The 21,627-nt window shown below is 71.2% G+C and carries 16 protein-coding genes; 12 read left to right on the top strand and 4 right to left on the bottom strand.

Translation table 11 applies throughout. The annotated features are described in order from the left end of the window. Positions 1-30 precede the first annotated feature (30 nt). The 6 genes from FB381_RS16475 to FB381_RS16450 all read left to right on the top strand — a co-directional run bounded on the left by FB381_RS16475 (position 31) and on the right by FB381_RS16450 (position 9,832). Entirely contained in the window at positions 31-1,143 is a 1,113-nt protein-coding gene (locus FB381_RS16475) for a glycosyltransferase (protein WP_141781285.1), read from the top strand. Beyond that, positions 1,140-2,858, top strand: a complete 1,719-nt coding sequence (locus tag FB381_RS16470; RefSeq protein WP_141781284.1) for a glycosyltransferase family 2 protein — start codon at positions 1,140-1,142, stop codon at positions 2,856-2,858. Before FB381_RS16475 ends, FB381_RS16470 begins: the two co-directional genes overlap by 4 nt. Then, a complete protein-coding gene (locus FB381_RS16465) occupies positions 2,855-4,954 on the top strand; it encodes an acyltransferase family protein (RefSeq protein ID WP_170225188.1) in 2,100 nt (699 codons plus the stop codon). The genes FB381_RS16470 and FB381_RS16465 overlap by 4 nt, the downstream gene beginning before the upstream one ends. After that, positions 4,941-5,390, top strand: a complete 450-nt coding sequence (locus FB381_RS16460) for an acyl-CoA thioesterase (RefSeq protein ID WP_141781282.1) — start codon at positions 4,941-4,943, stop codon at positions 5,388-5,390. Before FB381_RS16465 ends, FB381_RS16460 begins: the two co-directional genes overlap by 14 nt. Positions 5,391-5,511: 121 nt before the next feature. Then, positions 5,512-8,673, top strand: coding sequence for a glycosyltransferase (locus FB381_RS16455; protein WP_141781281.1), 3,162 nt, complete (start codon positions 5,512-5,514; stop codon positions 8,671-8,673). Positions 8,674-8,818: 145 nt separating this feature from the next. Further along, complete coding sequence (locus FB381_RS16450) at positions 8,819-9,832, top strand: FUSC family protein (RefSeq protein WP_141781280.1); 1,014 nt, start codon at positions 8,819-8,821, stop codon at positions 9,830-9,832. A gap of 125 nt (positions 9,833-9,957) precedes the next feature. Here FB381_RS16450 and FB381_RS16445 read toward each other — a convergent pair whose 3' ends face one another. Continuing rightward, positions 9,958-11,001, bottom strand: coding sequence for a methyltransferase domain-containing protein (locus FB381_RS16445; RefSeq protein WP_141781279.1), 1,044 nt, complete (start codon positions 10,999-11,001; stop codon positions 9,958-9,960). 21 nt (positions 11,002-11,022) lie between these two features. Then, on the bottom strand, positions 11,023-12,015 hold the full coding sequence (locus FB381_RS16440) for a glycosyltransferase family 2 protein (protein WP_246088158.1): 993 nt from the start codon (positions 12,013-12,015) through the stop codon (positions 11,023-11,025). Positions 12,016-12,181: 166 nt separating this feature from the next. On the opposite strand from FB381_RS16440, the gene FB381_RS16435 reads away from it, so the two are divergent. Together FB381_RS16435 and ftsY are read left to right on the top strand one after the other, a co-directional pair. Further along, the gene (locus tag FB381_RS16435; RefSeq protein ID WP_141781278.1) at positions 12,182-12,439 is read left to right on the top strand and encodes a hypothetical protein; all 258 of its coding nucleotides are present in this window, start codon (positions 12,182-12,184) and stop codon (positions 12,437-12,439) included. Between the two features lie 18 nt (positions 12,440-12,457). Continuing rightward, positions 12,458-13,624, top strand: a complete 1,167-nt coding sequence (gene ftsY / locus FB381_RS16430; protein ID WP_141781277.1) for a signal recognition particle-docking protein FtsY — start codon at positions 12,458-12,460, stop codon at positions 13,622-13,624. 33 nt (positions 13,625-13,657) lie between these two features. Here the strand turns inward: ftsY and FB381_RS16425 are convergent, their stop codons facing one another. After that, positions 13,658-15,547, bottom strand: coding sequence for a rhamnan synthesis F family protein (locus FB381_RS16425; protein ID WP_141781276.1), 1,890 nt, complete (start codon positions 15,545-15,547; stop codon positions 13,658-13,660). 68 nt (positions 15,548-15,615) lie between these two features. Between FB381_RS16425 and FB381_RS16420 the strand changes: the two genes are divergently transcribed. Next, positions 15,616-17,184 carry a glycosyltransferase gene (locus FB381_RS16420; protein WP_141781275.1) on the top strand — a complete coding sequence of 523 codons (1,569 nt, stop codon included), beginning with the start codon at positions 15,616-15,618 and terminating at the stop codon, positions 17,182-17,184. 118 nt (positions 17,185-17,302) lie between these two features. On the opposite strand, the gene FB381_RS16415 is transcribed toward FB381_RS16420, so the two are convergent. Continuing rightward, positions 17,303-18,352, bottom strand: coding sequence for a class I SAM-dependent methyltransferase (locus FB381_RS16415; protein ID WP_170225187.1), 1,050 nt, complete (start codon positions 18,350-18,352; stop codon positions 17,303-17,305). Between the two features lie 196 nt (positions 18,353-18,548). On the opposite strand from FB381_RS16415, the gene FB381_RS16410 reads away from it, so the two are divergent. The 3 genes from FB381_RS16410 (at position 18,549) to FB381_RS16400 (ending at position 21,569) form a co-directional block, all read left to right on the top strand. Next, positions 18,549-18,887 carry a P-II family nitrogen regulator gene (locus tag FB381_RS16410; protein ID WP_141781273.1) on the top strand — a complete coding sequence of 113 codons (339 nt, stop codon included), beginning with the start codon at positions 18,549-18,551 and terminating at the stop codon, positions 18,885-18,887. Between the two features lie 71 nt (positions 18,888-18,958). Beyond that, a complete protein-coding gene (locus FB381_RS16405; RefSeq protein ID WP_141781272.1) occupies positions 18,959-19,297 on the top strand; it encodes a P-II family nitrogen regulator in 339 nt (112 codons plus the stop codon). 58 nt (positions 19,298-19,355) lie between these two features. Next, positions 19,356-21,569, top strand: coding sequence for a [protein-PII] uridylyltransferase (locus tag FB381_RS16400; protein WP_170225186.1), 2,214 nt, complete (start codon positions 19,356-19,358; stop codon positions 21,567-21,569). The last annotated feature ends 58 nt before the right edge of the window (positions 21,570-21,627 follow it).

Raw genomic sequence — 21,627 nt, 5'->3', positions numbered from 1 at the left:
CGGATGAGAAGTTCAAGGACCCCCGCAGATATGCCTTCGACCCTGTTGTCGTTCCCTTACTACCGGAGCAATCCGTATCTCACGATGCTGACCGTCGCGCCGCGAGCAGCGGGGTGGGACGTGGTCGAGGGTGTGCAGGGGCTGGGCGGGCTGGAGCGGCGGGCGGCGCAGCTCGGACGGGGAGATGTGCTCCACGTGCACTGGACCTCGCCGGTGACCAACGGCTGCGAGAGCGTCGAGGAGGCCTGGGCCAACGAGGCGCGGTTCGAGGACGTGCTCACCGGGGTGCGCGAGCGCGGGGGTGACGTGCTGTGGACGGTGCACAACTCGATCGCCCACGAGGCCGACTACGTCGATGTCGAGCTCGCGGTCGCGAAGGCGCTGGCGAGCAACGCCACCCGCATCCTCCAGCTCAACCCGGCCACCGTCGAGGAGACCTCGGACTATTACGCGCTGCCGGCCGACAAGGTCGTCGACCTGCCGCACTCGTCCTATCTCGGCGTCTATCCCGACGGCGGTGACGACGCCGCCTCCCGCGAGCGCATCGGGGTGCCGCAGGGGGTGCCGACGGTTGGCTTCATCGGCCAGATCCGGGCCTACAAGGGGCTCGACGTGCTCTGCCGGGCGGTCGAGATCGCGGCCGAGACAGTGCCCGACCTCACCTTCGTCGTGGCCGGCAAGGTCGTGCCCGTCTCCGACGTGGAGACGGTCGAGGCGATGCTCTCGACGCCGAACGTGGTCAAGCGGATCGGGTTCGTGGAGACAGCCGACTTCTCCGACTGGCTGCGAGCGAGCGACGTCGTCGCGCTGCCCTACCGGCGCATCCTCAACTCCGGCTCATTGCTGGCCGCAGGTACGTTCGGCCGCACCGCCCTGATCCCCGAAGACACCGCGGTCGCGCGGCAGTTCGCCGACCAGGAGTGGGTGGTGACGTACGCCCCGGAGCCTGACGAGCCGGTCGCCCTGGCCGCCGCGATCCTGGAGGCTCTCGAGGGCCAGGAGGAGCGGCACCACGCCGCGCACGAGTTCAGCAGGACGTACACGCCCTATGACATGTCGCGCGACTACCTGCGGCTGCTCGACGGGCTGGCCGACGATCCGGCGGGCGGTCTGGCGGGCGGTCTGGCGGGGGTGGCCCGATGACCGCGCCCGAGCTCTCCGTCGTCGTCCCGACCCACGACGTCGGCCTGTGGGTCGGCGAGCTGCTCTCCTCGATCCTCGAGGACCAGTCGACGCCCGCCGACCCGGTCGACCTGGAGGTCATCCTCGTCGACGACGCCTCGAGCGACGACACGTTCGAGATCGCCCAGGCGTACGCCGCCCGCGACCCGCGTCTGAAGGTCGTCCGCTCACCCGGAGAGGGCGGGGGACAGGCGCGCAACCACGGCGTCTCGCTGGCCACCGGCCGGTTCCTCGCGTTCGCCGACGGCGACGACCTCGTGCCACGTGGGGCGTACGCCGCGATGCTGCGCAAGACGCGGGAGACCGGCTCCGACATGGTGATCGGCCGGTTCTTCAAGCTCTTCAGCGACCGCGTCTGGTGGCCGGTGCGGGCGTGGCGGGCCTTCGACGAGGAGCGCACCCTGGTGCGGCTCGCCGATGCCCCGTCGGCGCTGCGCAACCGGGCCTGCTGGAACCGGGTCTTCCGGCGTGACTTCTGGGAGACCGCCGGCATCGAGTTTCCCGACGCCTCGCGCTCCAACGACATCGAGCCGATGGTGCACGCCCTGACCCGCGCGCGCTTCGACATCGTCACCGAGACCGTCTACGTCTACCGCGACCGGCCCGGGCCCGGCTCGATGACCGCGAAGTCGCACTCGCCCGCGGGCATCATCAGCTATCTCGAGCAGGAGCTGCGCTGCGCCCGCCGGATCATCGCGCTCGGCGACCCGCGGGTGCGCGCCGAGTACGCGTCGCTGATCTTCGACGCCGATGGCTGGATGGCGATCGTGCGTGCGCTGCAGGGCATGGCGGTGATCGACCCGGTCGCCCTCGAGCCCGCGCGGGTGCTGATCGCCGAGCTCGTCGAGCTCTTCGACGACGGGGTGATCGACGGCCTGGAGCGCGACAAGCGGTGGGGCTGGCGGCTCGTCGAGGCCGGCCAGTGGGCGAGCCTGGCTCGGCTGATCGGTGACGGCGTCGGCTGGGGGAGCCGCACGATCGCCGACATGCTCGAGACGCTCCAGCTGGTCGCCGACAGCGGCGTGGTGCCGCTGCGTACGCTCCAGCGGCCGGTGCTCAACGCCGTCTCCGTGCACTCGCTCGGCGATGACACGCTGGTGGGCGACGACCTCGCCGACCTCGTGCTCAAGCATCGTGGCCTCTTCACCGCGGTCGCCGAGTCGGCCGAGGAGCCGAGCTGGCGTCTCGACCGCATCATGGCCGCCCTCGAGGAGGGCCCGGAGCTGCTGCGCCGGGTCGCCTCGGGCGCCACCGACCCGGTGACGGCCGACGCGGTCTCGCTCGGCGACGGCAGCCTGCGGCTGCGGCTGGCCCACACCATGGTCGATCCCCACGAGCTGCGGGTTGTCTTCGACGGCGACCGGCGCCGCCATGCCGTCGACTGCCCGCCGCCCGACCTCGCCTCGGGGCGGATCGAGGTGGCGCTGCCGCTCTCCGCGCTCACCGGCGGGCTCTGGCGTGTCCGGTTCGAGGGCCGCGATGCCCTCGGCGAGTTCGACGCCCCGGTCATCATCGGCGAGCACGCCCTCGGCGAACGCGTCGGCGACCGCGCCCGCATCGTCGAGGTCGAGGGCCGTGCGCGCCACGGGATCGAGGTCGACCTCAACCTCGGCGAGCGCGGCGTGCGCAAGGCCCGCAGAGTCGCCGGGCGCATCGTGCGACGGGTGCGCGGGTGACGGCTCTCGCCGTCGCCGCTCCCGCCACCGAGAGCCGTCCGCCGGTGCGGGACAAGCGGCCGGAGGTCCAGGCGCTGCGTACGGCCGCGGTGCTGGGGGTCGTGCTCTTCCATCTGTGGCCGGGCGCGATCCGCGGCGGCTACGCCGGCGTCGACGTCTTCTTCGTCATCTCCGGCTTCCTGATCACCTCCCACCTCGTGCGCGAGGCGGCCAAGCCCGGCGGAGTGCGGCTGGGCGCCTTCTGGGCGCGCCGGATCCGGAGGCTGCTCCCGATGGCGCTGGTCGTGCTCGTGTGCAGTGCGGGGGCGACGTACGCCTGGGTGCCGGAGGCGCTGTGGCAGCAGTTCCTGCGGGAGACCGTCGCGGCGGCGTTCTACGTGGAGAACTGGCAGCTGTCGTGGGCCGCGGTCGACTATCTCGCCGCGGAGGACCCGCCCTCGCCGGCTCAGCACTACTGGTCGCTCTCGGTCGAGGAGCAGTTCTACATCCTCTGGCCGCTGCTGATCCTCGCGGCCACCTTCCTCACCCGGCACCGCACCGAGTTGCGGCTGCCGGCGATCAGGGCGGTCATCGTGGCCGTGCTGGTGGCCAGCTTCGCGGCGTCGGTGCAGGTCACCGCGACCGACGGAGCCGCGGCCTACTTCGTGACCCACACCCGCGCGTGGGAGTTCGCCGCCGGAGGGCTGCTGGCCGTGCTCCCGCTCTCGCGACGCCGGGCTCCGTCACGGTGGGCGCCGCTCGTCGCGGTCGCCGGCTGGGCGGGGATGCTCGGCGCGCTGATGCTCTTTCGGGAGTCGCTGCCGTTCCCCGGCTGGGTGGCCGTGCTGCCGGTGGCCGGCACCGCGCTGGTGATCTGGGCGGACGCCCCGCGCGGCCTCGGGGCGGGTGTGATCGGCAACCCCGTCGTGCAGTGGATCGGCACCGTCTCCTACTCGCTCTACCTGTGGCACTGGCCGCTCGTCGTGGTGGTGCCGTCGACCGGTCCCGTGCTCGGCACCTGGCTGCGCGAGCCGCTGATCCTGCTCGCCACGATCGGGCTCTCGGCGCTCTCCTACCGGTTCGTCGAGGCGCCCTTCCGCACCGGGCGGGCGCTGGGCACCTCGCCGCGGGCTTACCTCTTCGCGGTCGTCGCGATGGCGCTGGTCGCCGCCGTCGCCGTGCCCGGCATCGTGCACGGGCGCAGCCTGGTCGAGCAGAGCCGGGCGCAGGCCGACGCGCTGGCCTCCGGTGACGTGGAGTGCTTCGGGGCGTCGGCGCTGCTGGAGTCGTGCGACAACCCCGACCTCGACAACGTGCTGCTCCCGGCGCCGATCGCCCGCAAGGACGACACCGGCAACGCCTACCACTGCTATCTCAGCGAACGCCGTTCGTACGCCGCCGACGCGCGACCCAAGGTGTGCCATCTCGGCTCCCGCAGGCCCGATGCTCTGCGGGTCGCCCTGGTCGGCGACTCGCATGCGGCCTCCCTGATCCCGGGGCTCTCGCAGGTGGCGAAGCGCGCGGGCTGGTCGATCGACGCCATGGTCGCCAACGGCGGTGGTCTGCTCTCCGCCGAGCCCGACGACGAGCGCCGCGCCTACCGCCGGGCACTGCTGGCGCGGCTGACCGAGCAGGAGGCGTACGACGTCGCGCTGGTCACCCAGCGGCGCAACCCCGTGCTGGCGGCCGGTCAGCGCGACCCGGTCGCCGACAGGCTGGTCGAGGCCTGGCGGCCGATCCTGAAGCGGGGCACCCAGGTCGTCGCGCTCGCCGACAACCCGATGCTCACCTCCTCGGCGATGAGCTGCCTCGACGGCGCCGAGTCGCTGGCAGAGGCCTCGGGGTGCGAGATGAGTCGCCAGGAGGCGTACGCGACCTCCGATCCGCTCGCAGACGCGGTGCGCCGGGCCGGCTCGGGGGCCTCGCTGGTCGACCTCTCCGACGCCTACTGCGCGCACGAGCGCTGCCCGCTCGTGATCGGCCACGTGCTGGCCTACCGCGACGAGACCCACATCACCGCGACCTTCTCCAAGACGCTGGCGCCGCACCTGGTGCGGGCCGTCGAGGACGGCCTGCGAGACGGGCGCTCTAAGATCGGGCGCGATGAGCACTCCTGACCGCAAGATCCCCACTCGGGCCGACTACGTGCACTGGCGCACGATCACCACGCGCTGGCGCGACGACGACGCCTACGGGCATCTCAACAACGCGACCTACTACGAGTTCTTCGACACCGCGGTCAATGCCTATCTCTTCGAGGCGACGGGCGTGAACGTGCGCAAGCTGCCGCAGATCGGGATCGTCGCGGAGACCTCGTGCCGCTACCTGCGCGAGATCGGCTTTCCCGAGCCGGTCGAGGCCGGTCTGGTCGTCGACAAGGTCGGCAGCTCGTCGATCATCTACCGGATCGGGCTCTTCCAGGGGCCGGGCGACGAGGCTGCGGCCGAGGGCCGGTTCGTGCACGTCTACGTCGACAACACGGGCGAGTCGCGCTCGGTGACCCCGATGCCCGACACCATCCGTGAGGCCGTCACTGCGCTGTGGCGCAGATGACGCTGATGCTTCGCCCGAGGCCTCGCGTGGCACCACGCGGTGGCTTCCGGCTCTGTGACAATCTGACCGACGATCTGACCCACCTGCCAGTGCACGAACGAGAGCGTCTTGGGGGACCTCTGTGGACGACGAGTTGAAGCGCATCGCCCGTGGCGGACTGCGCAGAGGACGCGACCTGGCCCGCAAGGTCTACAACGACAGCCCTCTCTACGGCCGGGCCGACGACGTGCGTCTGCTCGTCGACTGCCCGCTCTTCGACCACGAGTGGTATGCCGAGCAGGTCGGTGAGCGCCTCGACCGCAAGCGGGCCGCCCGCCACTATCTCGAGCAGGACCCGGCCATGCCGTTGGCGCAGCCGAGCCCGCTCTTCGACCCGGAGTTCTTCGTCGCGCGGCTGACCCCGCGGCTGCGCAAGCAGATGGGCGACCAGGACCCGTTCCTCTACTGGCTGCGGGCCGAGCTGTGGCTGCAGCCGACCCATCCGCTCTTCGACACCGACGGCTACACCGAGCGTCGCAAGACCGAACGCTTCTACGGCGGCGCGATCGGCCACTACGTCGACCGCGGCGCCCGCAACGGGCGACGCGCCAACGACTGGATGGAGCAGGTCGACGGCAAGTTCCCCGACCTGCGCGACTGGATCCGGGCGCGCCGCGACGACTGGCTGGCCCGCCAGGGCGGTCCGCAGACGTGGCGGCCGGCCATCGAGCAGGGTTCGACCGTGCCGGTCGGGCGGGGTCGTGAGACTACCGGCACTGTCAGCGTCATCGTGGATCTCGGGTCCTCCGACGAGCTCGCCAGGCAGACGCTGGACAGCGTTGCCGCGCAGACCGGCGTACGCACCGAGGTCGTCGTCATCGACCGCGGGCTGACCCCGGAGCTCGGCAACCTTGATGAGCTTGGTGACGGGGTGCGAGTCGTCGCGGGCGACCCGGACCGCGCCGAGGTCGGCGTGGTCGCGGCGTTCGCGCAGGCGAGCGGCGACTTCGTCGCGTACGTCGCCGGGGGAGAGGTCTGGCGGCCGGGCCGTCTCGCGAGGCTGGTCGCGGCGGCCGAGGCGGGCGAGTCGCCGCTGGTCGCCGACGTGCTGGAGCGGCCGTGGCAGCCCGAGCTGCGGTTCGCCGTGGATCTTCCGCCCGCCTCGCCGGGCCCCGACGTGCCTGGTCCGCTGATGCGGGTGCTGCTCTCGCGGTTGCTGATCTCCGCGCCGCTGCTGGCCGAGGTCGGTGGGCCGCGCGGTGACATCGGCTTCGGGTGGGCCTACGACCTCGCCCTGCGTCTGACCTCGCGGGCCGAGGCGGCGCTGGTCGCCGAGGTCGGCGTCGAGCGGCTGCAGGGCATCAACCCGCGTCGTCCCCGCCACGACCGGCTCCAGCCCGACCCCTTCGACCTGGAGTCGTGGGAGGACGTCGTACGCAACCGGGCTTTCATCGACTGGGCCGAGCTGGCCTCGCGTACGCCCGACCCCGACGTGGTCTCGATCGTCATCCCGACCTATGACGACTCGATCCTCACCGTCGGTGCGGTCGAGGCGGTGGTCGAGCACGGCGCCGGCGACAAGCGGGTCGAGGTCGTGGTCTGGGACAACGGCTCCTCCGCCGGGGTCTCGGCGGTGCTCGACTCGCTGCCCCTGCGCTTCCCCGAGGTGAAGGTGGTGCACAGCCGCGTCAACCACAACTTCGCGCTCGGCAACGACTTCGCGATCCCGCACGTCACCGGCGAGACCGTCGTCTTCCTCAACAACGACACAACCGCGCTGGAAGGCTGGCTCGAGCCGCTGGTGGCGGCGCTGGCCGAGCCCGAGGTGCTCGCCGCGCAGCCGCTGCTGCTCTACCCGAGCGGGTCGGTGCAGTCGGCCGGCGTCGTCTTCCCGACCTTCGGCGGCCTGCCCTACAACATGCTCGCCGAATATCCGCGTGAGGACGCGGCCGCGCTCGAGGGCCACCGGTTCTCGGCGCTGACCGGCGCCGCGCTGGCGATGCGCTATCGCGACGTCGTCTCGCTGCAGGGCTTCGACCCGATCTTCACCAACGGCATGGAAGACGTCGACCTGTGCCACCGGCTCGCGTCGATCCGGTCCGGCTCGTTCCGCGTCGTGACCTCCGCCGAGGTCGTCCACCACGAGTCGAAGTCGAAGGGACGCTTCGCGCGTGCCCCACGCAACCGGCTGATCTACCTCGACCGCTGGAAGGGGAAGCTCGAGCCGCGTGACGACGTGGCGGCCTGGGCCGCCTGCGGCTATCAGGTCGTCGGACGAGCCGCGGCAGGAGAACCGACCGGACCTGCGAAGACGTACGCCGCGACCCGGCCGATCATCGTGCCGATGCCGCGCGCCTCGGTGCACGAAGGCGTGCCGCAGCTGCGCTGGGCGATCAAGATCTCGGCCCCCGGCGCGCCCGAGGGGGAGCGCTGGGGCGACACCCACTTCGCTCGTGCGCTGGCCCGCTCGCTGGGCCGGCTCGGGCAGTCGGCGGTCGTCGATCACCACTACGAGTGGGAGCGACCCAACGGCCAAGACGATGACGTCGTGCTCACCCTGCGCGGTCTCTCGCGCTACTTCCCCTCTCCCGACGGACGTATCAACATCGGCTGGGTGATCTCTCACCCCGACGCGGTCACCCGCGCCGAGGCCGCCGGCTTCGACCGCCTTCTGGCGGCCGGCCCGCGGTGGGCGGAGCGGATGTCGCAGCGCTGGGGGATCCGTATCGACCCGCTGCTGCAGGCCACCGACCCCGAGCAGTTCAACCCGGACCGTGCCCTGCCCGACTCCGGCCACCCCGTGCTCTTCGTCGGCACCTCCCGCGACGTCGAGCGCCCGATCATCCACGACGCCGTCGCGGCGGGTCTGCCGCTCTCCGTCTACGGCCACGGCTGGGAGCCCTACATCCCGCGCCATCACATCAAGGCCCAGCACATGCCCAACGCCCGGCTCGGCGCGGAATACCGCGCCGCCGGAGTCGTGCTCAACGACCACTGGGCCGACATGCGTGAGTACGGCTTCATCTCCAACCGTCTCTTCGACGCGGTCGCGTCGGGTGCCCGAGTCATCTCCGACGACGTCGCGGGTCTGCGCGACGTCTTCGGCGACACCGTGCAGGTCTACGAGAGCCCCGACGACCTGGTGAAGTGGTCCTCGATGCCCGACCCGTCGGTCGTCTTCGGCTCCGAGGAGCACATCCGCGCCGAGGCCGCCCGCATCCACTGCGACCACGGTTTCGACGCCCGCGCCCGGTCGCTCCTCGACATCGCCCTCGAGGAGCGCGCCAAGCGAGGCCTGTCCTAGCCGAGACGTCACTCCTGCAGGTCGAAGAGTCACCTCTGCAGGTCGAGGGGTCACCGACAGCGGGCCATACGTGCCGCGGTGCTCGCCGATCTGATCGGAGCCGTAAAGTGTCCGATGACGAGGCCGGAGCGGTGAAGGAGAAGGGTTGGGCATCGCGGGGAGCCGGCTCGAGCGGTTGGTGCGGGAGTCGGTGCGGGTCTCTCCGGCGCCGTGGAGCCATTCGCCCGCGTGGCGCGCGAGCCTGACGCTGCTCATCGGGCTGGCCACGCTGGCCGCGGTCGGACACATCGAGCTCGCGGTCTACGCCTGCTTCGGCACGTTCGCCTCCATCTTCGGCGGCCGTCAGCCGCTACGCGGCCGGTGGCGTACGCAGGCAGCGACCGGGGCGATGATGTGTGCTGCTGTCGTGGGCGGTGCGCTCGTCGCGACCTCGTCCCATCGCGGCTGGCTCGTCATCCCGGTGACCGCGCTGGTGGCGGCGCTCGGGTCGATGGCCTCGGACCGGTTCGTGCTCCGTCCGCCGGGGCCGCTGTTTCCGGTCTTCGCGGTGGCGACCTGTGCGGCGGTGCCGGTCGCTCCGCCCGGGGTCGTGGTGGCCGGAGGGGTCGCGGTGGCCGCTGCCACGATCGCGGTGCTCCTCGGCCTTCTCGAGGAGCGGCTGCTCGCCCGTGGTGCGTCGGTGAAGCCTGCTCGCGGCGAGTTCCAGCTCGACCGTACGGCGGCCGTGGTGGCTGCGGTGGTGATCGCCGGAACGGTCTCGACGGTGCTCGGCCTGAGCCACACATACTGGGCGATGGTCGCCGCCGCCGTGCCCTTCGGGGTCGACGGGCTGCTCGCCCAGACCACCCGCGGGCTGCAGCGAGTGGTCGGGACCGTCATCGGACTGGTCCTGGCGGGCCTGCTTCTCGCGGCATCGCTCCCAGCCCTGGCAACCGCCCTCGTCGTGGCGTTTCTCCAGGCCGTGACCGAGCTGCTCGTCGGCCGTCACTACGGCCTTGCTCTCATCACCATCACGCCGCTGTCGCTGCTGATGGTGCAGCTCGGTCATCCGCAGCCCATCGAGATGCTGCTGTGGTCGCGCCTGGCCGAGACCCTCCTCGGCGTCGTCGTCGGGCTCACCGCCGCTCTGGCGCTCCGCGAGTCACGCCGCCGCCGCTGACCCACCCACCCGGTCGAAGAGTCACTCCTGCAGGTCGAGACGTCACCGCGGTGACGTCTCGACCTGCAGGAGTGACTTCTCGACCTGCGTAGGTGACCTTTCGGCCTGCAGGGGTGACTTCTCGACTACTTCTCGAAGACGGCCTGATCGAGGACACGCCGCTCGTCGTCGGCGAGCACGAGGAGCTCTTCGCGGGTCAGGCCGGTGCCGGCGCCGGTGGGGGAGAGGTTGATGAAGAACTCGTGCTTGACCGTGTCGTGGAAGGAGGTCTCGCGCATCGAGATGAAGCCGAGGTCGGCGAGGTCCTGGAGCAGGAGGCGGAGGTGGTTGGGGGTGCAGACCCAGTTGTGGGTGTCGATGTAACGCTCGCCGCGCCGGGCCTCCTCGCCGCTCGCCTTCACCACGTCGAGGCCGTTGGCGAAGGTGTAGTCGCCCTTGTGGCGCGGGCCCCAGGCGGTGATGCCGCCGTGCTTGGCCGCGTTGAGGCGCTCCTCGATGACCGCGCCCATGGTGTGCACGTCGGGCGGGTTGAGCGAGGCGTCGATGACGCGCGAGATCGAGGCCCGCTCGCGGAACCGGTCGAAGCAGTAGCGGTGGTCGGGGATGACCAGCGCCAGCACGCCGTCGGGCCGCAGCAGCTTCTCGCACTCGTTGACGAAGTCGATCATCGAGGTGGTGTGCTCGATGACGTGGGAGGCGACCACGAGGTCGAAGCGCTCGGGGATCACCTCCGACCAGGGCGCACCCGGCCGGAAGACGTAGTCGACCTCCTCGATGTCGTCGGGGTCGTACTGCGAGAAGCCGGAGTAGCGCTTGACCAGGCCGTCGCGGTCGAGATAGTCGACGATGCGTACGTCATAGCCGTCGCGCTTGGGCAGGATCGCGTTGTGCGCGGGGCCGATCTCCAGGATCAGGGCGTCGGGCTCGACCCCGGCGAGCACCTGCTCGCGGCGCAGGCCGAGACGGTCCTGGCCGGGGATGGCCGGCACCGCGGTGGTGTGGTTGCGGTCGCCCTGCAGCCTGTCCACCTTCGTACGCAGCTTCTGGTTGCGTTGCTTGAGCTCGTCGATCCGGTCGTGCAGGCGGGTAGCCTCGGCGTCGGCGGCACGGACGGTCTGCAGACCCGCGGCGGCAAGGCCGCGGCGTACGGCGCCCCTGAAGGTGGGCAAGACGGACTCCTTTGCGAGAGATCAGCGTGTGCGGGGTGGGATGTAGGGCTCGGCGGCCAGCGCTGTCCGGCCGCGTTCGGCTCCGCGAGCGTGCTCGTCGTCGGGCACCGGCTTGTCGGTCTCGGGGTCGAGCACGTCGCGGAGGAGATCAGGGAACAACGACCGGCCGAGCACGATCTGGAGATGGTTGGAGAGCCACTCGTCGAGAGCGTAGTCGCCGGAGAAGGCGCCGGCAGCGAGCTCGGCGCGGGTGGGGGTGCGGGCCAGATAGGCGTCCTGCAGCGTGCCGGCGAGATAGCGCTGGTAGTCGCGCATCCCGTGGTGGCGCGGGCTCGGCTTCAGCTCGGGGTTGGCCTGATAGCCCTTGCCCGCGTTGATCACCTTGCGCTCGAGCTGGGCCCAGGAGCGCCAGGGGAGGTGGAGCACCTCCATCTCCACCGCTGCCTCGGGCTGACCGTTGCTGGGCAGGGAGACGAAGTGGTTGCCCTGGACGACCTTGATGTCGGACTCACCGCGGTGGACCGCGTTGGGCGTCGGGTGGGCGTGCAGCCCGGCGGCCTCGAGCGTCGCCTCGGGGCGGCGGTCGCGCCAGTGGAGGCGGTTGAGGCCGCCGCCCGACCAGGCGGGTGGACCGACGAGGTTCTCGACGTCGACGGTGAACGCGTTCAGCGAGAGCGGAGTCGCCTCGAGCGCCTGGCGCACGGTGAGGCCCTTGTCCTTCGGCACGAGGAACTCGTCGGCGTCGAGGTTGAGCACCCAGTCGGCGCGGAAGTGGGTGCGGGCCCGCCGTGCCATCTCGGTGACGACCTTGCCCTGCTGCTTCTGGTGCACGGGGTCGTGATGGAGCTCGACGCGCCCCGTCGCGGCATAGCGCTCGAGCACCTCGGCGGTGCCGTCGAGAGAGGCGTTGTCCGTGACGATCAGCGTGTCGACACCCTGGTCCAGGTGGTGCTCGATCATCGCGGCGACGATGTCGACCTCGTCCCGGACCATCATTGTCCCGATGATCCTCATGGCGCGAAACCCTACCGGCCGGGTGGACGTTGTCGAGATCCCGCGCCGTACGCCGCGGTGTGCCCCGGGCCACGCCGGAGCGGGCCGCGTGGCATTGCGAGGTCGTGCGCCGGGTGTGGGAAGGTGGACGTCACCGCGCGTACAACCAGAGGGGGCTGGCGGAGCAGTGCTGACCATTTTTGTCATCTTCGTGGCGATGCTGCTGATCGTCGGCGTCGCCGGGCTCGTGATCGTCTACACGGTCTTCCCGCACCGCGGGCAGAAGATGCCGTACGCCACCAAGCTCGGCGAAGCGATGGAGCGAGCCGTCGACACGGCCCCCACGCTCGGCCCCGCCACGCGTCTCCAGGAGCGCCGCGAGGACCATCTCACCGAGATGCTCGGTGACGAGGGCCGGTCAGGGACTACGGGAAAGTCTCACTAGTTTGATTGGATGAGGCCCATGGACATGGTCACCCTCATCGTCATCATCGCGGTCGCCGCAGTCGCGATCATCGGCGGCGGCATCGCCGGCCTGGTCACCACCACCAAGCGCCGCAAGGACCGTTCGCTGCCGAAGCAGGCGGGGACCGATGTCATCACCCCTCCCGACTCCACCACCACCGAGCCGGGCACCGAGCCGACCACCGAGCCGGGCGCCGAGCCGAAGACCGAGGAGCCGGCGGCCGAGCCCGAGGCTCCGGTCGTCGAGAAGCCGGAGAGCACCGCGTCGCGGCTGGTGCGGCTGCGGCAGCGCCTGGCCGGATCCAACGCGCTGGGTCGCGGCCTGCTGGGCCTGCTCTCCAGCGACCGCCTCGACGAGGACACCTGGGAGTCCATCGAGGATGTGCTGCTCACCGCCGACATCGGTGTCGCCCCGACCCAGGAGCTGGTCGAGGGGCTGCGCACCCGGCTGCGGGTCGAGGGCGCCAAGGCCGACCCGAAGGCCGCGCTGCGTGACGAGCTGATCAAGCTGGTCGACCCCGACATGGATCGCCGCCTCCAGGTCAGCGGCGCCGACGACGCTCCGGGCGTGGTGCTGATGGTCGGTGTCAACGGCACCGGCAAGACCACCACCACCGGCAAGCTCGCCCGCATCCTGGTCTCCGAGGACCGCAAGGTCGTGCTCGGCGCGGCCGACACGTTCCGCGCCGCGGCCGCCGAGCAGCTCACCACCTGGGGCGAGCGCGTCGGCGTCGAGGTCGTCCGCGGCCCGGAGGGCACCGACCCCGCCAGCGTCGCCTTCGACTCGGTCAAGCAGGGCCTTGACGGCGGCGTCGACACCGTCATCGTCGACACCGCCGGCCGGCTGCAGAACAAGGCCGGTCTGATGGACGAGCTCGGCAAGGTCAAGCGCGTCATCGAGAAGCAGACCCCGGTCACCGAGGTGCTGCTCGTGCTCGACGCCACCACCGGTCAGAACGGGCTCATCCAGGCCCGCGTCTTCAGCGAGGCCGTCGACGTCACCGGCATCGTGCTCACCAAGCTCGACGGCACCGCCAAGGGCGGCATCGTGGTCGCCGTGCAGCGCGAGCTCGGTGTGCCCGTCAAGCTCGTCGGGCTCGGCGAGGGCGCCGACGACCTGGCTCCGTTCACCCCCGAGGCCTTCGTCGACGCGCTGCTCGGCTGAGGCCGAGCCTCAGGCAGAGGCCGTCCGACCTCGTCAGAAGATCCGGCGCTTGAGCCGGCCCGCGGCCCGACGCAAGGGGTTGCGGGCCAGCTCGGCCTCCAGCCGGCGCACCTGCTCCTCGAGCGCTGCCACGCGCTTGGGCAGCCGACGTCCGGCTCGGCGCTCGGCCCTGATCAGCTCGGCGCGTTGGGTGTGCGCGTCGCGGAGACGTGGGCCCGCGGGGTCCACCGCGGGCACCAGCTCCGGAGTCTCGAGCGGGCGCTCGCCGGGCACCAGCGGCCGGGCGGCGACCTGGATCGACTCGATCATCGCGTCGGGCTGGTCGCGCACCCACTCGGCGACCGCATAGGGCAGGGATGCCTCCGGCACCCCGACGTCGGAGACCAACGGGTCGGCTACGGTGCCGCGCAGCGAGGTCGCGGTCAGGCCGGCGTCGGCGAGCAGACGCAGCAGGCCGGCGCGGTTGAAGGACTGCAGCGGCGTACGGTCGACGGGCAGAGCCTGCGTCGACCAGTGACCCTGCAGCGCCGCGAGGCGTCGCGACCCGTGGGAGGCGTTGGGGGAGGAGAGCACGATCTGGCCGCCGGGGGCCAGCAGCGCACGGGCCTCTTCGAGGAGGGCAGCCGGGTCGGCTGCGTACTCGAGGATCTCGGCGAGCACCACCACGTCGAAGCTGCCAGGGGCGAACAGGTCGGTCAGGGGAGTGGTCACCGGGTCGGCGACCACCACGTCGGCCAGCTCCTTGCGTGCGTACGCAGCGGCCTCGGCGTCGGCCTCGACGCCCGTCACCCGGCACCCCTGTGCGCTCAGTCGGCGGCCGATCTCACCGGTCCAGCAGCTGACCTCGAGCACGGCCGACGCCGTGCCGACCAGGGCCGCGACCTGCGCGGGGGCGGTGTTGTCGCCGTCGAGCGAACCGGGCGCGAACCGGCTGGAGGGACGCACCCCGCAGGTGCCGCGGGAGACATGGGTGCCGTAGGCGAGCGAGCGCCCGTCGAGACGCCGCTCGGGGGTCAGCGGCTCGACCTTGGTCAGCCGCCGGCCGCGCGCCTCCCGGGTGCCGTCGAGGTAGTCGCGTACGCCCGCGAAGACCTCGGGGTGGGCGCGCTCGCACTGCCACAGCAGCGCCTCGGCGTCGAGGGCGTACGGGTCGTCGCGCAGCGTCTCGATCTTCACGATCGGCAGCCGGCCCGCGTCGAGGACGCTGTCGGCCATCGTGATGCACGGGTTGGGCGGCTGGTTGCCGATGTTGCGCACCAGAGCCCACTCGGCGAGCTTGTTCGGCAGCAGGTGCGGGTCGGTGTCGGGGTCGAAGGTGATGTTGACCCCCATCCACGACCGTCGCGCCCGCGCCCGGCGACGCTCGTGGGCGCGGGGCACGAAGTAGGCGTCATAGTTGAGCCCGGCCTCGGCCAGACGATGGGTCAGGCCGACCTCGTAGCGCTTGATCACCTCGCCGCGGTCGTCGATCGGCTCGAAGTCGCGCCAGAACTCGACGAACGCCTCGGAGGCGACCGCGGCCGGCTCGAAGCCCACGAAGTAGCTCTGGAGGTGGTCGCCCATCTCGCCGTTGCGGGTCAGGCCCCAGAAGTCGACGCCGCGCGCGGACATCTCCTCGATGATCTGCTCGAGCGGCACGACCGGGCCGATGAAGCTGTCGTTGGCCAGCAGGACCAGGTCGAAGCGACCCAGGTCGCCGGCCGCCTCCAGACCGGCCCGGTAGGAGCCGAAGTCATAGCCGTCGTTGCCGCGCTCGACCACCGTCGCCCGTGCCTGCGCCCAGGCGCGGTCCGCCTCGGCCAGGCCGCCGGCGGAGACCACGATCACCTCGGCTGCCGCGGCGTACGCCTCGATCTGGTGGCGCACGTGCGGCCACAGCCGCCCCTCGGTGTCGAATGTCGCCAGCACTGCCAACCGAGACACGTGTTAAACCTCCGAGACGATGGGATGTCGGCCCTCACCCTATCTGTGGCGCCCCATAGGCTGGGTGCATGTCGTCGCCTCGGGTTTCGCTGATCACCGCTGTCTACAACCCGCCCGCCGATGCCTTCGAGGACACGATCGCCTCCGTCCTCGCCCAGAGCTTCGCCGACTGGGAGTGGATCTTGAGCGACGACTGCTCGCCGGAGCCCTGGGTGCTGCCGAGGCTGCGCGAGCTGGCGGCCGCAGAGCCTCGGGTGCGGATCGTGGAGCGTGCCGAGAACGGCGGCATCGTGGCCGCCTCCAGCTCGTCGCTGGCCGAGGCGACCGGCGAGCTGATCGCGCTGCTCGACCACGACGACGTGCTCCAGCCGAACGCCCTGGAGAAGATGGTCGACGCCTACGACCGGTTCGAGGATCTCGACTACGCCTACAGCGATCAAGACCTGATGACCGACACGGGCGAGCTCGTCCACCCCTACTACAAGCCCGACTGGTCGCCCGAGCGGCTGCGCCACCACAACTACTGCACCCACTTCTCGGTCTTCCGGCGCTCGATCGTCGAGGAGGTCGGTGGCTTCCGCGAGGGCTTCGACGGCTCCCAGGACCACGACCTGGTGATGCGGGTCAGCGAGCGCGCCCGCCGCATCGTGCACGTGCCCGGCGCGCTCTACCACTGGCGTCAGGTGCCGGGGTCGGCCGCAGCCGACAACCAGGCCAAGCCGTACGCCTGGGAGGCCGGCGTACGCGCCGTGCAGGCTCATCTGGACCGGCTCGGCATCCGCGCACGCGCCGAGCGCGGCGTCTCGCCGGGCCTCTACCGGGTCGAGCGCGAGCCCGACCTGGACACACCGGTCAGCGTGATCATCCCGACCATCGGCACCAGCGCGATCGTGTGGGGCCATCTGCGCGCGATGGTCGTGGAGACGGTGCGCTCCGTGGTCGCCTCCTCCCGGCACCGCAACCTCGAGTTCGTGATCGTCTACGACACCCCGACGCCGGCCCCGGTGCTCGATGCGCTGCGGGCGATCGAGGGCGCCGACATCAAGCTGGTCGAGTTCACCGAGAAGTTCAGCTTCAGCGCCAAGTGCAACGTCGGCGCCGCGCACGCCTCGGGCGACGTGCTGGTCTTCCTCAACGACGACATGGAGGCCTACTCCGAGGGGGTCATCGAGCACCTGATCGCTCCGCTGCGCGAGGCGGGCGTCGGGATGACCGGCCCCAAGCTCCTCTTCGAGGATCTCCGCATCCAGCACGCCGGGCTGGTCTACGGCAGCGGCACCATCACCCACGCCTACTACCGGTCACGCCCCGACGAGCGAGGCAACCACGGTGAGCTGCACATGAACCGGGAGACCTCGGCCCTGACCGGCGCGTGCGTGGCGATGCGGCGTGAGGTCTTCTTCGACGCCGGCGGGTTCAGCGAGCGGCTGCCGGTCAACTACAACGACGTCGACCTGTGCCTCAAGGTGCGCCGCTCCCTCGGGCTGCGGCTCGTCTGGCTGCACGAGGTCGTGCTCTTCCACTTCGAGTCCGTGAGCCGTGACAACGCCGTCCACGACTGGGAGAAGGACTTCATGAACAACCGCTGGGGCAGCTACGAGCACGTCCGCGAGGGCTACTCCAACGGCGTCCGCTGACCGACCACTGCGTCGAGTCGGCCCGTTCTGACCAGATCCATCGCCGAGTCGGCTCGTTCTAACGCGCCGACTCGACGTGATTTTTGGTCAGGACGAGCCGACTCGACGTGGATTTCGGTCAGGATGCGCCGACTCGGCGGAGGCGGCGTACGACGCGGCGACCGAAGTTGCGCACCGGGTGGCGGGTCGCGTAGGTCAGGTCGGCCTCGAGGCCGGCGACCTTGCCGCGCAGGCGCTCGATCCGCTCGCGGCGGCGCTTGTTGATCGCTCGCGACTCGCGCAGCTGCTTGGACAGCACACCGACCCGCGCCTGGGCGGAGTTGGCGGAGGCCTGCACGCCGAGGATGTGGTCGCGGGTGGCCAGCCGCGAGCGGTGCACCTCCTCGAATCGCTTCGTGTGCGCGTCGCGCAGGCGTACGTCCTCGGCCGGAGCGGCCTCGACGAGATCGGGCACTGCCGCCGAGCTCTCACCGTCGGCGAGCGGGCGGGCGGAGAGCTGGAACTGGTAGACGAGCGCGTCGGGCTGGCGGCGCACCCACTCCACGCTCGCCTCAGGAAGGTCGGCCGGGTCGATGGCGACCTCGACGTTGAGCGGGTCGGCGGTCGTGCCGCGCAGGTCCTCGATCGCGTAGCCGGCCTCGGTGAAGAGCGTGGCCAGCCCCTCGCGCGAGTAGAACTTGATGTGGGTGCGGTCGAGCAGGCCGGTCTCGGTGGTCTGCCAGCGCCCCTGGAGCAGCGCGAGCCGCACCGAGCCGTGGGTGACGTTGGGGATCGAGATGACCACCCGCCCGCCCGGCGCGAGCAGCTCGCGGGCCTGCTCGAGCGCCGCCCTCGGGTCGACGAGGTGCTCGAGCACATCGGCGAAGATCACCACGTCGAACGAGCCCGGCTCGACCAGCTCGGTCAGCGGCTTCTCGTCGAGGTCGGCGACGACGACCCGGTCGAGCACCTTCTCGGCCAGACGCGCTGCCTCGGTGTCGATCTCGATGCCGGTCACGCTGCAGCCGCGCTCGGTCAGGATGCGGCCGACCTCGCCGGTCCAGCAGCCGACGTCGAGGACCCGCGTGGCGCCGGTCTCCGGCCCCGAGGCAGCAGAGGCCAGATCGATGACCTGCACATGACTCGTGTTGGGCTGTTCGAGGTCGATCTCGACGGCGTAGTGCGACATGCGACGAGGGTAGCGACCTTTGGCGGCTTCAGGAGTGTCCGGCGCGGGGCAAATCCGGCCAGTTTTGACGCTTTGGCGACGTACGGACCAACACTCTGTTACACAGTGGAAACACGGCCTTCGGGGTGTCGAAACCTGATCGGGCGAAGGTGGCGGCGACGATGACAGGACCAACGACCTCTGGAGGCGCCATCTCGTGAAGCTCGTGACCGCAGTGATCAAACCCCACAAGTGGGAGGACGTACGCGGGGCTCTGGAAGCCTTCGGCGTGACCGGCATGACCGTCTCGGAGGTGAGCGGCTACGGCCGGCAGAAGGGCCACACCGAGGTCTACCGAGGTGCCGAGTACGACATCGCCCTGGTGCCGAAGATCCGCATCGAGATCGTGGTCGAGGACGAGGACGCCGAAGACGTCGTCGGCATCGTCGTGAAGGCCGCGCAGACAGGGCGGATCGGCGACGGGAAGGTCTGGCTCAGCCAGATCGAGTCGGTCGTCCGCGTGCGCACGGGCGCCCGCGACACCGAGGCGCTCTGAGCCGAGACCGCGCGCGCCAACTAGGCTTCGCCCCGAGTCTCGGCCCACCGATTCCCCACCGGAGGAGAGAAATGAAGCTCGTCACCGCAGTGATCAAACCCCACAAGTGGGAGGACGTCCGCGTCGCCCTCGAGGCTGTCGGCGTCACCGGCATGACCGTCTCGGAGGTGTCCGGCTACGGGCGTCAGAAGGGCCACACCGAGGTCTACCGAGGTGCTGAGTACGACGTCGCGCTGGTGCCCAAGATCCGCATCGAGATCGCTGTGCCCGACGACGAGGTCGACGCGGTCGTGAACGCCATCGAGACCTCGGCCAAGACCGAGCGCATCGGCGACGGCAAGGTCTGGGTCTCGCCGCTGGAGACGATCGTCCGGGTGCGCACCGGCGACCGCGACGACAGCGCCATCTGACCGCGCCAGCGACGTGCCGGCCGACCTGTCATCCGAGTCTCGATGAGCTGTGCCTCGCGTGAGCGCTGAGGGCCGTGCGGAGCGCACCGCCGCTGCCGATGCGCAGTGCGCCGAGGCGTACGCAGCCGCAGACGGCCCCGAGGTCGGGGTCGCGCTGGTCGCGGTCGGTGGCTACGGGCGCGGTGAGCTCGCACCGTTCTCCGACTGGGACGTCGTGCTGGTCCACGACGACGAGGTCTCCCCGGGAGCGGTGTCCGAGCAGGTCTGGTATCCGCTCTGGGACGTAGCGCCCGAGCTCGACCACTCGGTGCGCTCCTTCTCCGAGATGCTCTCCGCCTCGACCGGTGACCTGCGGGTCGCGCTGGGGCTGCTCGACATCCGGCACCTGGCCGGCGACCGCGGGCTCGTGCTGCGGCTGCGTACGACGATGCTCGCGCACTGGCGCAGGCACGCCCGCGCCCTGCTGCCCGAGCTGAGGTCGCTGAGCCTCGAGCGTCATCGCCGGGCCGGTGAGCTCGCGCACGCCTCGGTGCCCGAGGTGAAGGAGATGGCCGGGGGCCTGCGAGACGCCGTGGTGATCAAGGCGATCGTCGCCACCTGGCTCGTCGACGTCCCGGCGGTCGAGCTCGAGGCGTCTCGTCGTGCCCTCCTCGACGTGCGTGACCTCGTCCACGAGATCGCCGGGCGCGCCGGCGACCGGATCGTGCCGGAGATGTGGGACGAGCTCGCCGATCGGCTCGACCTGGCCGACGCACGCACGGCGCAGGCCCACGTACGCACCATCGGCCGCCGCCTCACCCACCTCTCCCATCTGGCCTGGCGACGGGTCGACGGAGTGCTCGACCGGCCCCCCGCGAAGGCGGCGCGCCGACCTCGGCTGACGCCGCTCGGCGGCGGGCTGGCGCTCTCCTCGGGAGAGGTCGTGCTCGTGCCCGGCGCCCGTCCGGCGCGCGACCCGCTGATGCTCCTGCGGGCCTCGGCGTCGGCCGCCGAGCACGGGGTGGCGCTGGCCCCGCCGACGGCCGCGCGCCTGGCCAAGGACACCCCGGAGCTGCCCGACCCGTGGCCGGAGGAGGCACGCCAGCTCTTCCTACGCCTGCTGGGTGCCGGTCGAGGGCTGCTGGCCGTGTGGGAGACGCTCGAGGAGACCGGCGCCATCTCGCGGATCCTGCCCGAGTGGGAGCGCATCCGGCTGCTCCCGCACGCCTCGATCATCCACCGCTACACCGTCGACCGGCACACCATCGAGACCTGCATCGAGGCGGTGCCGCTGCTGCCGCGCGTCGCTCGCCCCGACGTGCTCCTGGCGGCCGCGCTGCTCCACGACATCGGCAAGGGCTCGCTGACCGAGCACAGCGTCGCGGGGGAGCCGATCGCCCGCCGGATCGCCGCCCGGATGGGCTTCCCGGCCGAAGAGGTCGAGCTGATCGCCCAGCTGGTGCGCCGGCACCTGCTCCTCTCGACCACCGCGACGACCCGTGACCCCGACGACCCGGCGACCGTCGACCTCGTGGTCGAGACGATGGGGGAGGCGGAGGCGCTCGCGCTCCTGACCGCGCTGACCGAGGCCGATGCGCGCGCCACCAGCCCGAAGGCCTGGACCACCTGGCGCGCCCGGCTCGTCCGTGACCTCGCCGGCCGGGCCGCGAAGGTCCTCGACACCGGCATCGACGCCCAGGAGCGCACCTACGACGCGGTCGAGATCCCCGACGGCGTACGTTCCGGGGCGGCGTCGTTCCGGGCCGAGCCGCTCGCCGACGGTGCCCGGGTGTGGGCGATCGCGCCGGACCGTATCGGTCTGCTCGCCGACCTGGCCGCGACCTTCGCGATCGCCCGGCTGCCGGTGCGTGCCTGTCGCGTGTGGCAGCAGGGAGCGTTCGCGGTCAGCGTGTGGGACGTCGGTGACAGCTACGTCGACTCCGCCGTGCTCCGCACCCGCTTCTCGGCGATCACCGAGGGCCGACTCGACCCGGCCGAGCGGCTGGCGCCGAGCGCGGCCGCGTCGGCGAGGCCGCCCTCGGTCGTCGTACGTCCGGAGGCGTCGAGCACCGCCACCGTCCTCGAGGTGCGCACGATCGACCGCCCGGGCGTCGTCCACACCGTCGCGGCGGCCCTGACGAGGCTCGACATCGCCGTACGCTCCGCGCACATCTCCACGCTCGGTCCTCAGGCCGTCGACGTGTTCTACCTGCACGAGGCCCATGCCGGGGCGCTCGGCGACCAGCGGGCGGCCGAGGCGGCCCACGCGGTGCGTGCTGCTCTCGAGCGCTGACCGAGGTGACTCGGCGAGCGGTCGGGGCTGCCGAATAGCACCCCACGTACATCCGTTC

Origin of the sequence: Nocardioides albertanoniae (assembly GCF_006716315.1) — a bacterium.
GTDB classification, from domain to species: Bacteria; Actinomycetota; Actinomycetes; order Propionibacteriales; family Nocardioidaceae; genus Nocardioides; species Nocardioides albertanoniae.
Note: the sequence above shows the minus strand (reverse complement) of the source record. Positions and strands in the feature narration are given on the sequence as shown.